The sequence below is a fragment of the Vagococcus fluvialis bH819 genome (assembly GCF_900163795.1).
Classification (GTDB): Bacteria; Bacillota; Bacilli; order Lactobacillales; family Vagococcaceae; genus Vagococcus; species Vagococcus fluvialis_A.
On record NZ_FWFD01000007.1, the window covers coordinates 57,737 to 70,440 of the forward strand.

11 protein-coding genes are annotated in these 12,704 nt (G+C 34.3%); 1 reads left to right on the forward strand and 10 read right to left on the reverse strand.

Translation table 11 applies throughout. The features are described from left to right. Window positions 1-32: 32 nt before the first annotated feature. Together yfmH and yfmF are read right to left on the reverse strand one after the other, a co-directional pair. A complete protein-coding gene (gene yfmH / locus FM121_RS02965) occupies window positions 33-1,328 on the reverse strand; it encodes an EF-P 5-aminopentanol modification-associated protein YfmH (RefSeq protein ID WP_373385066.1) in 1,296 nt (431 codons plus the stop codon). 2 nt (window positions 1,329-1,330) lie between these two features. After that, window positions 1,331-2,596: an EF-P 5-aminopentanol modification-associated protein YfmF gene (gene yfmF, locus FM121_RS02970; RefSeq protein ID WP_086950661.1), complete on the reverse strand. Its 1,266-nt coding sequence runs from the start codon at window positions 2,594-2,596 to the stop codon at window positions 1,331-1,333. A gap of 288 nt (window positions 2,597-2,884) precedes the next feature. On the opposite strand from yfmF, the gene mscL reads away from it, so the two are divergent. Next, window positions 2,885-3,325, forward strand: coding sequence for a large conductance mechanosensitive channel protein MscL (gene mscL, locus FM121_RS02975; RefSeq protein WP_086950662.1), 441 nt, complete (start codon window positions 2,885-2,887; stop codon window positions 3,323-3,325). A 19-nt stretch (window positions 3,326-3,344) separates the two neighbouring features. Here the strand turns inward: mscL and FM121_RS02980 are convergent, their stop codons facing one another. From FM121_RS02980 to FM121_RS03015, 8 genes are all read right to left on the reverse strand, one after another. Further along, window positions 3,345-4,313, reverse strand: a complete 969-nt coding sequence (locus FM121_RS02980; RefSeq protein ID WP_086950663.1) for a ribose-phosphate diphosphokinase — start codon at window positions 4,311-4,313, stop codon at window positions 3,345-3,347. 93 nt (window positions 4,314-4,406) lie between these two features. Next, entirely contained in the window at window positions 4,407-5,780 is a 1,374-nt protein-coding gene (glmU, locus tag FM121_RS02985; RefSeq protein WP_086950664.1) for a bifunctional UDP-N-acetylglucosamine diphosphorylase/glucosamine-1-phosphate N-acetyltransferase GlmU, read from the reverse strand. A 110-nt stretch (window positions 5,781-5,890) separates the two neighbouring features. Continuing rightward, a complete protein-coding gene (gene purR, locus FM121_RS02990; RefSeq protein ID WP_086950665.1) occupies window positions 5,891-6,721 on the reverse strand; it encodes a pur operon repressor in 831 nt (276 codons plus the stop codon). 201 nt (window positions 6,722-6,922) lie between these two features. Beyond that, window positions 6,923-8,209: an anaerobic C4-dicarboxylate transporter family protein gene (locus FM121_RS02995; protein ID WP_086950666.1), complete on the reverse strand. Its 1,287-nt coding sequence runs from the start codon at window positions 8,207-8,209 to the stop codon at window positions 6,923-6,925. Window positions 8,210-8,464: 255 nt separating this feature from the next. Beyond that, window positions 8,465-9,283 (reverse strand): metal ABC transporter permease, encoded by an 819-nt coding sequence (locus FM121_RS03000; RefSeq protein ID WP_086950667.1) that lies wholly within the window; start codon window positions 9,281-9,283, stop codon window positions 8,465-8,467. Continuing rightward, on the reverse strand, window positions 9,256-9,936 hold the full coding sequence (locus tag FM121_RS03005; protein WP_086950668.1) for a metal ABC transporter ATP-binding protein: 681 nt from the start codon (window positions 9,934-9,936) through the stop codon (window positions 9,256-9,258). The genes FM121_RS03000 and FM121_RS03005 overlap by 28 nt, the downstream gene beginning before the upstream one ends. Before the next feature lie 324 nt (window positions 9,937-10,260). Then, entirely contained in the window at window positions 10,261-11,118 is an 858-nt protein-coding gene (gene ispE / locus FM121_RS03010) for a 4-(cytidine 5'-diphospho)-2-C-methyl-D-erythritol kinase (RefSeq protein ID WP_086950669.1), read from the reverse strand. A gap of 505 nt (window positions 11,119-11,623) precedes the next feature. Beyond that, window positions 11,624-12,697: an ABC transporter substrate-binding protein gene (locus FM121_RS03015; RefSeq protein ID WP_086950670.1), complete on the reverse strand. Its 1,074-nt coding sequence runs from the start codon at window positions 12,695-12,697 to the stop codon at window positions 11,624-11,626. Window positions 12,698-12,704 lie beyond the last annotated feature (7 nt).

Sequence of the window (12,704 nt, forward strand, 5' to 3'; positions counted from 1 at the left end):
GCATCTGCCAATAAGACTATGGGCTGAACTTCTTATCTTTGTTTAGGATAAATAAAGAATCGACTTAGTCCTTCAGGGCGAACAAAATTCTCTTGTACCACTAAAAGATCCTTTAATTCAATACTGTCAATCACTTCCGCAAAATCAAACAAGGTTGTTTCACCAAATTTCATGGTGCTGAATTGATTAGCAATATATTCTAGAGAATCTAATGATTGAAGGTGTCGTCCCATCATTTTACGTTTGGCCAAGTTTAAGTTACGTTCGTTTAGTTCAGGGCTATCTTTTGATTTTAAAATCAAATTGATCATTTGATTGGCGAAGCGTTCAGGTTCACTAGTATCGGTACTAAAATCAGCAAAATGAAAACTTCGATCTAGTGTAAATTCATAAGAAAACGAATCATCAATCAGTACATCATTGTACATTTCTAAGTAACTTTCAGATGTATCACCAAAAAGTAAGTGTAAAAGTAGTTGAAGGCTTGTTTGATATTTTAAGCGTTCAAACCCATCTTCTGGAACAGTATCAAGACCTTTCAAACCAACAATTGCTTTTGGTCGATTAACCGATAATTCAATTCGGTCTTCTTTAATAATTTCATTTGATGTTTCAATAGGAAAACGTCGCTTAATAGATTGGCTAGGAACAAACTCTTTTTGTGCCTGATTTTCTTTTATAAAGGTCATTAATCGCTCGGGTTCTAAATTTCCTACGATAAATAGATTCATATTACTAGGATGATAGAAGGTATTGTAACAAAGATAGAGGTCTTCTGCTGTAATTCGATTAATACTTTCTTCAGTTCCAGCAATATCGATATGTAATGGGTGCTTAGGATACAAGTTATTAATTATACCAAAATATAGGCGCCAATTTGGGTCGTCTTGATACATTCTAATTTCTTGGGCAATAATTCCTTTTTCTTTATTAACAGATTCTTCCGTGAAATAAGGGTCTTGGACGAAATCTAAAAGTGTTTGAATATTTTTTAGTGTGTTATCAGTACTTGAAAAAAGATAGCTAGTTCGAGTAAAACTGGTAAAAGCATTACTTGAAGCACCTTGTTTACCAAATTTTTGAAAAACATCTTCGTCTTCTTTTTCAAATAGTTTATGCTCTAAAAAATGTGCTATACCATCGGGGACTTTGGTAAAATTATCTTGTCCAAGTGGTACAAAATCATTATCAATTGACCCATAATTCGTTGTAAATAAGCCGTAAGTTTTATGGAAATCGAGTTTTGGTAATAAAGTGACTTCTAGACCATTGTCTAAAGTCCCAGTATAAAGAGTTTCGTTAATTGAAGGATAAAAAATTTTTTTCATCATTAGTTTTTCTCTCCTTCCATGAAATAAACAGCTTGTAAACGGACGTGTTTAGCGACTTCTTGAATGTCTTCAATGCTAACTTGATCGATGCGTTGCAGCCACTCTTCTTGTGAAATATCAGCAGCAGGTACTTTTAGTTTTAAATAAGCCTGCTCCATCAAATTACGCTGACTATCTTGTCCAAGTAAATAGTGGTTTTTAAGCATGACTTTAGTCTGATCAAGATCTTCAATTGAGATCTTTCCAGCAATAAGTTCTCTGAGTTGCTCGTTAATTAAACGTAAAACTTTTTCTCTATTTTTACCATCAATCCCAGTTTGAACTGTAACTAATCCTCTAAAAGGTTCTAATGAGCTACTTGCATAATAAGCAAGGCTATGTTTTTCACGAACGTTTAGAAAGAGTTTAGAATGGGGAAAGCCACCAAATAAGCCATTGAAAATCATTAAAGCAAAATAAAGTTCGTCATAATAATAGATATCACAATGATAGGCTAAATTTAGTTTTGATTGAACAACGGGTAATTGTTCCATTTTTTGTTGAATAATATTTTGAAAAGGCTGTTGATAAAATAAAGGGGTGATAATATTTTCACGATCAGTAAAACCGAAATTTTTAAAAACTCGCTTAACATAACCTTCAGCGACATCACCAATGACCATAATATCGACTTTATCGGTACGAATCATGTCTTGATAATAACTAGCAATAGAAGCAGCTGTTTCTGATTCTATTGAGCTGACATCTCCAAAACTAGGTGTTTTTTGACTATTAGAGTGAGTAAAAAATAAATTTTGTAGGGAAAGAGCTGCGTACGTTTGCTTATCATCAAAAATAGATTCGATGTACTCAACTAAATTCTCTTGTTCGCGGTTAAAGGTTTCTTGATCAAAGGAACCATCGATAATATGAGGTTCAAAGATGATCTCTTTTAAAAAAGCAACAGCAGATTCTAAAACAGATGTTCCACTAGGTACTAAATGGTCATTGATAATATTAAGACCAATTGTAAGATAGTGTTGATTACCATTACGACTAACACCTATACCAAAGCCTGCCCCATATAAATCAGATAATTTTTTGCTAAGAGAAATTTGATCAGGAAAATTCAAACTATTGGTTTCCATTAAGCTTGCTAAAAGTGAACGTTTACTACTAGTTTCTTTATTTAAAGGTGCGGCAAAACGAACTAAAAGACGCACCGTTTTATATTTATTAGTTGGGAAAACATGTAAATTAACATTTTTATTTAATTCATAGGTCATGAATCTAATCTCCTTCGTTGATCAGATAGGTGTCTTAATTTTGTAAAATAAGATACACCCACTAGAGTACCAAAAATTAATCTATATTGGTAGAGAAAAGCTAGATTTTAAGCTGAAAAATCTAATTTTAATAAAAGATTAAGGATTGCAATAAATTTAATCTTTTAATTTATCTTTACAGTATCTTATCATATATTACAAATAAGTTACATGTCAAATCAAAATAAATGAAATTATTTATTTGATTTTGTATAATGAAAGAGATAAATCGTAAGGGGAGTTGATAGTGTGTTAAAAGAGTTTAAGGAATTTATATCAAGAGGTAGTGTTTTGGATTTAGCAGTCGGTGTTATTATAGGTGGGGCTTTTACAAGTATTATTACCACTTTAACAACAAATGTGATTACACCCCTAATAAATTTAGTTATTAGTTTTATTATACCTAATTCTAAAAATATGGAAGATGCGACTAAGGGGATGTTTTTTAAAGTAAATGGCATTAAATTTGACTATGGATCAGTTATTTCTGCAATTATTACTTTTTTAATTACAGCATTTGTTTTATTTATGATTATTAAGACGGTCAATAAAGCCAATCAAATTGTTCCTAAAAAAGAAGAAGTTGTGGCAGATGAAGAAGAGCCAGAGACTTCAGAAGCTATCTTAAATGATATTCGTGACTTGCTAAAAGCACAACAAGAAAACACAAAAAATACGCCAGACAACTAGTCTGACGTATTTTTTTAACCTATTTTTTTGATTCAAAAAGTGGACTAACTGGTTTGTTTTCGTGGATACGTTTAATCGCATCTCCCATTAATTCACCCACACTAACGATTTCGATTTTGTCTGATGTTTTATCTTCAGGTAAACGAATTGAATCTGTAATGATTAATTTTTCGATTGAAGAATTATCAATACGTTCAATTGCAGGTCCGGATAAAACAGGGTGAGTACAACATGCAACAACTTCAGTTGCGCCTTTTTCTTTCAAGGCTTCAGCTGCTAATGTAATCGTACCAGCTGTATCAATCATGTCATCAATTAAGACACATTTTTTACCCTTAACTTCCCCAATAATGTTCATTACTTCAGCAACGTTCGCTTTAGGACGACGTTTATCAATAATAGCAATAGGTGATTTCAAAATTTCTGCTAATTTACGAGCACGAGTTACTCCACCGTGATCAGGAGAAACAACGACAACGTCATCACCTTCATAACCATGATCTTTAAAGTAATCTGCAAGTAAAGGTGCTGCCATCAAATGATCTACTGGAATATCGAAGAAACCTTGGATTTGTGAAGCGTGTAAATCTAAAGTAAGCATACGAGTTGCTCCAGCAGTTTCTAACATGTTAGCTACCAACTTAGCCGTGATTGGCTCACGAGAACGAGCTTTACGGTCTTGACGAGCGTAACCATAATAAGGCATAACCACGTTGATTGTTTCAGCACTCGCTCTTTTAAGTGCATCAATCATGATAAGAAGCTCCATTAAATGATCGTTTACAGGATTGCTTGTTGATTGAATTAAATAAACGTGACCACCACGAATACTTTGTTCAATATTGATTTGAATTTCACCATCGCTGAATTGTTTCACTTCAGACTTTCCTAATTCTACCCCAACAGCATCAGCTATTTTAGTAGCTAAAGGTTTATTTGAGTTTAACGAAAAGATTTTTAGTCTTGGATCAAAGTAATGATTAGACATGAGGACCTCCACTTTCTATTTCTATAACTGAGATTATTCTTCCACCTAAATAGTAGTCATTTTTTACGAATAAATCAAGTGATTTCATGTTTTTTATTCGTTATATGGCATTTTTTTAGAATAACCATCTAAATTTGATTGACGACTTCGGGCAATACCAAGCGCATCATCAGGTACATTTTCAGTAATGGTCGACCCGGCAGCAGTAGCGGCGTTATTACCGATTGAGACAGGTCCAATTAAATTGGTACCACTGCCAATAAAGCTATGATCACCAATTGTTGTATGAAATTTATTTTTTCCGTCATAGTTCACAAAAACTGTGCCGCAACCAACATTAATATCTTTTCCTAAAGTAGCATCTCCCACATAAGTTAAGTGACCAACTTTTGAGCCTTCACCGATGGTTGCTTTTTTAATTTCAACAAAATTGCCGATATGGGCATTTTCAGCAATAATCGCATCTGGACGCAAGTGAGCATAAGGCCCCACATCTGCTCCATCTTTGACCGTGGCATTTTTTAGAGTAGATGAATGAATTTTTACGTTATTACCAATGATTGAATCTGAGATATCAGAATTAGCACTTACGAAACAATTATCACCAATCACTGTTTTACCACGAAGAACAACACCAGGTTCAATTAAGGTGTCTTGTCCAATCAAGACATCACTTTCAATGTAAGTGGTGCTTGGATCGATAAAAGTAACCCCATTGCGCATGTGGTTTTCGTTAATACGAGCCGTCATGATTTGGTTAGCTTTGGCAAGAGCAACACGGTCATTAATTCCCATAGATTCGTCTTCTGAGTCCATGACAAAAGCTGTTACGATCTCACCTTTATTTTTTAAGATACTAATCACATCAGGTAAATAATATTCACCTTGGGCGTTGTCATTACCAACACTGTTTAAAGCATCGAATAAAAATTCATTATCAAAGCAATAAGTTCCAGTGTTAAATTCATTGACTAATAATTCAGCTTCGGAAGCATCTTTATGTTCAACGATTTTTTCAACTAAGTTTTTATCATTGCGAATAATACGACCGTACCCTGACGCATCCTTAGCCACAGCGGAAAGAATTGTTGCTTTTGCTTTTGTCTCTTCATGATGTTGGACTAGTTTGCTTAAAGTATCAGAAGTTAAAAGAGGGGTATCTCCACAAATAACAAGAGTTGTCCCTTTTTTATCTTTTAATAAATCAGCAGTAGCTAGGACCGCATGACCGGTACCAAGTTGTTCTTTTTGTAAAGCATATTTAGAGCGATCTCCAACATGTTCTTTTACCATCTCAGCACCAAAACCGACGATTGTAACAATTTCATCTACATTAATAGCTTCAACTTGCTCAATAACATGTTCTACCATTGGTTTTCCTGCAACCGAATGAAGGACTTTGTATAAAGAAGATTTCATACGAGAACCCTTACCAGCTGCTAAAATAATTGCATAGCGATTTTCCACTTATTTAACACTCCTTATTTTCATTAAGACTCATCTAAGTTTTCAGTTCATTGTAACAAAAAAAGAGCTCGAAAGACAAGCTCTTTATCATTTTAGGTGACTAGACCAATTTAGTTATTATTATCAGTATCAAAATAATTACCAGGAACAACGGTAATATTTTTTGTTCTAATATCGACGTCCTTCACGCAAAGAAGTGAAGTGTAATCTTCAATCATGCGACGACCACTAAAAGTCGATTCTGCAAAAACTGTAATCCCCACAAGTTCGGCTTCAAATTCTTCAATCAAGGCTTTCATACCATTAACAGTTCCGCCACCTTTCATGAAATCGTCCACAACAAGTACACGAGAACCACGTTTTAAGCTACGTTTTGATAGTTCCATTTTTTCAATTCTTTCAGAACTACCAGAGACATAGTTGACACTAACTGTGGAACCTTCTGTGATTTTAGAATCACGACGAACGATAACAAAAGGCACATTTAAATAATGCGAGACCGCTTGGGCAATGGGAACACCTTTTGTCGCAACAGTCATGACAGCATCAATTTCTTTACCCACATATTGAGAGGCAATGATTTGACCTATTTGTTTTAGTAATTGAGGTTCTCCAAGCAAATCTGAAAGATAAACATACCCACCAGGTAATAAACGATCTTGCTCTGATAAACGTCCACATAATCCTGTCACCATTTCTTTAGCAGTATCAAAAGGAATTTCTGGTGTAAAAATAACGCCTCCAGCAGCACCGGCAACTGTTTCTAATGTACCAAAGCCACGATCCTTAAATGTTTTTTTGATTATTGTCAAATCTTCACTGATTGAAGATTTTGCTGATTCGTATTTTTTAACAAAAAAAGTTAAGGGAGTTAGTGTGTGAGGGTGGCTTAAAATATAAGCAGTCATATCAATTAATCGTTCACTTCTCTTTATTTTCATAGTAACCTCCTTCTTTATATTAAGTATTATTAACCATTATAGTATGTTTGAAGTAAAAAACAAAGTATTTTTATAAAAAAAAAGAAAATGTTCGGTAAATAAAGAAACACCACTGTTTGAGTCACTTTTATTTTAAGAATAAAAGTCTCTAAACAGCAGTGTTTTTAAGTAATAAAAACGATGCGTTGTGATATTGGGACGTTAAATAAACAACGTTAGACCATAAGATAAAATGATAGAAAAGGCGGTAATAGCAAAACCTGGAATTATAAAACTAAAAGGTTTAGTTCGTCCTGTTTTATCTAATTCACAAGCAAGTAGCAAAGTGGGTTGTGCCGGTATGATGAAATTTATATTTAAACATTGAACAATGATAATTAGAGTAATCGGTGAGATATTCAAACTAAGTGCTAAAGGGAAAACAATTGCAGCAACAGCCGTTTGTGCCCCAACAATCATCGCCACAAAACCACAAATTAAAATAATAACCCAAGGATTACTCTGTAAAATCTGACCAATAGTTGTTTGAAGGACTACCTGATTTCCTGGAGAGCCAAAAACTGTCGCGCCAACCCAACCAAGACCAAGAACAATGAGTGCAGCACCTAAAGCATTTCTAACAGCATCAGTTGCTAAAATAGTTTTAGACTTAACTCTGAAAACAAGGATATTAATCGCTGCAGATAAGTACATAAACATTTGAACTAAATCGGATGCGGCGATTTTAACTAGTTTATCCTCTACTTTATATTGAGGCAGCAAGTCTGGCATTAAACCAAAGAGAATAATACAGAAAACACAGCCAAGAAAGACAAATGTTGAATATTTAGCTGATTTAGAGTGAGAAGTAACAGTTGCTGATGTTTTATATTCTTTTAAAACGCTTTCGTCGAAGGGCGTTTTTTTCTCTAAAATCATTAAAATTAAGCTTAAAATAACAATAGCAGCTAAAGTTGAAGGTAGAACAATACCTAAATAAGTAACAAGAGAGACACCAAAAGGCATTAAAAGCATGATGACAAAAGCAGTTGAAGAAGAAGCGGGACTACATAGGAGAGCCATGTTAGAAGCAAGAACAGAGCTAATCAGTGCACCTTTAGGATTTACCTTAGATTTTGTAGCTGTTTCAGCAATTATCGGTTCTAAAGAAAGGCTGATCATCGCAGTTCCCATACCGAAAACAAAAATAAAACAGACGAGAGGGGCAACTAGGGTAATGATTTTTGGAAAACGACGAATAATTTTTGTGGCAATGGAGATCATATAATCCATCCCACCAGAAGCCTGAAGAGCACCGCTTGCGATACCAATAGAAATAATAATGAGGACTGCTGTAACTGGGGGTGAAGAAGGTGGTAAATGAAAAATAAATAACATAATAAAAAGTGCGACGACAGAAGCAACACCAGAACCAAGTGTGCCTCCTTTAACTAATCCTAAAATAATTGTACAGGACATAATCAATATTTCGATTAATAATAACACCATAAAAATTCCTCCTTTTTATAATTAATTACTAGTCAATCTTCATTAGATACATCTACTGTCAAAAGAAAGATAAAGTTAAAAAATAACAAGAGTATATCTAACGTAATTAAAGCATAACATACCTGACAGCCCTCTTAAATAACAATAAGTCTAACTAAATGAACGGAAACATCGACGTTAAATAAAAATTTGTCCAAAAAAATACCTCTGTGTGAGTTATAACTCATACAGAGGCAAGGTGCTTAACAAAATAAATTATTTTTTGAGTGTTTTCTTCTTTAAAATTTCCCAAACATTTACGAGAATAAAGATAAAAATAAAAACCAAAGTAATCGTTGCACCTGGTGGCGTATCTAGTTGGTAAGAACCAATTAAACCTGAAATCATGCCAATAAATCCAACAACAATACTAAAAATGATGACACCATTAAACGTCCGGCCTAACTTCATAGAAATTGTCCCAGGTAAAATCATAATTGCCGAAACAAGTAAGGCACCAGCTATTGGAATCATGACGGTAATAGCAACTCCTGTAATCACATTAAATAAAGTCGAAAGTAAGCTGACAGGAAGTCCGTCTACATGAGCGGTATCTTCATCAAAGGTTAAAACGTACATTGGGCGCTTTAAGAAAGTGAATAAAATCAAAACGACTACCATTAAAATACCTAGAATCTTTACTTGAGACCAATTAATCGTAATAATTGAACCGAATAAATACTGTTGAATATTCATTTGAGATTCACCTTTGTTTAAATTCATTAAAACAAGAGCTACTGCTAAGCCACCAGACATCAAGACTGCTGTGGAAACTTCGGAGTAAGAACTGTAAAGCTTACGAATGTATTCTAAGGCTAAAGCAGAAATGACGACAACAACTAAAGTCGTAATAGTTGGGTTCATATTAATGAAGAAACCAAGGGCAATTCCGGCTAAAGAAACATGTGACAGAGTATCAGCTAGAAGTGATTGCCTTCTTAAAACAAGGAAGACACCTAAAAGTGGTGCAATAACAGCCATGAATGAAGCCGCAATTAACGCTCGGGTCATGAACTCATATGAAAACATCTCCATTCTGTGTCCTCCTTTCTAACTAACTGGATATGACGATCCATGTATTCTTTAATATCTTCGTGATCATGAGTAATCATTAAAATTGCTTTTTGATGCACATGAGAACTATGTTGAAGTAACTTATAAAAAGCACGTCTAGAAGCCTCATCCATCCCAGTTGTAGGTTCATCTAAAATAAATAAATCTGGGTCAGAAGCAAAAATTCGAGCCAAACAAATTCGTTGCTTTTGTCCACCGGATAATTCACCGATTCGCTTATGACGCATGTCCCACATACTAACCGATTTCAATGCCTTTTCAACATGACTGTGATCTTCCTTAGATAAGCGTTTAAACCACTTGCCACTACTGAAACGCCCAGATTCTACCATTTCTAAAACGGTACTAGGAAAACCAGCATTAAAAGAAGCAATTTGTTGGGGACTATAACCTATTTTCAGTTTTTTTCCTTCTATATTAATAGGAGAAATTGTGATATCACCTTTAGCTGGTGTTAAAAGTCCGAGTGTGTTCCGAATCAATGTGGACTTAGCTGCACCATTTTCACCAGTTAAGATGACAAATTCACCAGGAGATACATGGTAAGAAATATCTTGGAGAACAGGTTCCTCTCCGTAATAAAAAGTGAGCCCTTTAACATCTATATAATTCATGAGGATAGTCCTTCCTTTTACTTTTTATACAAAGCGTAATTGTTACGTTTTGCGTAATGAAAATTTTAACACGATATGAATAAAAGGGCAAGGATAAAAACTTGGATTAAAAAAGGGAACGTAATATGTTTCTAGTTTGTATTTAAATAAAAAATCAGGAAGTAATAATAAGTATTATGAGGTATTTATAAAAAATATATGTTTAATTATAAATTTGATAATAAGGGAAAGAAAACACCTTGTAATGATATATGATTAGGAATATTGAGTTGGCAATAAAAAACCTCCTCGAGTTAGACGGAGTATCTAACTTAAGAAGGTTTTTTATTTATTCAACGTCCTCACCACATATACTTCTTGACAGAATCCCTTCAAAGAATTAGCCACATGTAATGCTCGTGAGTATTTATCACACAAACCAATGACTGTAGGACCACTACCGCTCATAACAGAAGCATCTGCACCAAATTGAATCATCTTATCTTTAATGTGTTGAACAACTGGAAATTTTGCTGTTGTGTAATCTTCTAATGAGTTACCTAAATATTGTGTCATTTCCGAATAGTCATTTTTTTCAATACTTGCTTTTAATTTTTCGATATTCGGATGACTTAATGATTCTGCTTCTATTTTAGAAAAAACACGAGGGGTAGAGACGCTTATTTTCGGTTTTACTAGAACAACCCAACATTGGGGAATTGGGTTAGTGAGAGGTGTGACAATTTCACCCAGGCCAGTTACTAAGGCTGTATTACCTTGTAAACAAAAAGGAATGTCTGTACCAATCGGAATCGCTAGCTGCGTTAAATCCTCTAAGGTAGCGTTTAGAGAGAATAAGCGGTTAACGCCTCTGAAAGTAGCGGCAGCATCACTGCTTCCACCTCCTAAGCCAGCAGCAACAGGAATATTCTTATGAAGCTCAACATGGATACCACCAGGAAAGTTGTAATGTTTTTTCATTGCTTCAATCGCTTGAAAAATATTATTTTTACGATCTGTAGGTAAAAAGCCACTATTGGTTTCAATTATTATTTTTTCTTCCCTAATTGGTTGAAAGGTTAAACGATCAGCCAGATCAATACTAGCCATAATCATCTCAAGTTCATGATAACCATCGTCTCGTTTATATAAAACATCTAGGCCAAGGTTTATTTTTGCGGGTGCTTTTTCGATGATTTCCATTATGTCATCTCCTCATCTGCTAAATCATATAATTGTCTTAATTATACATTAAAAAAAATGACTTTTAAATCATTGTTAAAAAGAAGATTGTTCTTAAGTTCTTCCAGTTTCTTGGAGCTGGAAGATTTTTTTATCACCTTTTTGTAGTCGGGAGATAAAAGGCAGCACTTTCGGCAACTTCACTAATAGCAATCAGTCTAAAAAGCAGACTGGTTGCTATTACCTCCAGTTGCTCAGAGCAAGACGCCTTTTTTATCACCTTTTTGTAGTCGGGAGATAAAAGGCAGCACTTTCGGCAACTTCACTAATAGTAATCAGTCTAAAAAGCAGACTGGTTGCTATTACCTCCAGTTGCTCAGAGCAAGACGCCTTTTTTATCACCTTTTTGTAGTCAGGATAAAAAAGGCAGCTTCTGCGACAATTTCAGAATTGATAATCAGTCAAAAAACGGACTGTTTATCAGCTCTTCCAATTGCTTAAAGCTGAACGCCCTTTTTATCACCTTTTACTTCCGGTACATTTTGAATTCTAGGAAGCGGTCGTTGTAGATTTCCAGGTATTTAGGACCTAAGTCTTGATAGACTTCTAAATTTTTCATTGTGTCTTGATCTGGATAGAATTGTTCATCTTCTGTAATTTCTTTAGGTAATAATTTTTTTGCTTCTTTATTGGGTGTTGAATAACCGATGTATTCCGAATTTGTCGCAGCGTTTTCTGGTTCTAACATAAAGTTTATAAAATCATAAGCCCCATCGATATTTTTAGCAGTTTTAGGAATAACAATGTTATCAAACCATAGATTAGATCCTTCTTCTGGAATAACGTAATGAAGATGTTCGTTATTATCTAACATCTCACGTGCTTCCCCAGAAAAAGTAACAGCTGTGGCACTCTCTTCGTTGATCATATACATTTTTATTTCATCTGCTACGATGGCTTTAACATTATCAGTCATTCCCGTTAATTTTTCTGAAGCTTGGTCTAATTCATTATCTGTTTTACTATTAAGTGAATGTCCGTTACTATTAAGAGCTAGTCCAATAACTTCTCTAGCACCATCAATTAACATGACATTATTTTTTAGTTCTGGTTTCCAAAGATCATCCCAGTGTTGCATCTCTTCTTCTTTAATAAATTTATCGTTGTAAATAATACCAAGAGTTCCCCAAAAATAAGGAATGGAGTATTGATTTTTTTTGTCAAAAGGCAAATCTAAAAATGTAGAATCAATTGTTTCTAAGCCTTTAATTTTTGAATGATCTAACTTGAGTAAAAGGTTTTGTTTCATCATTTTTTGAATCATGTATTCACTAGGAATAGCAATATCATAGGCTGTTCCACCTTGCTCAACTTTAGTTAACATGGCTTCGTTAGAATCGAAGGTCTCATAAATGACTTTATAACCATACTCTTTTTCAAATTTCTTTAGAAGGGTGGGATCAATGTAATCTCCCCAATTGTAAATAGTCAGTACTTTAGCGCCAGAATTGCCTGATTTTTTTTCTAAATTAAAGGCAGTTAAAGCAAGGCAAGCGATGATTAAGATGATTCCAATGACGAGTGAATTAAGTTTTTTCATGATTGCC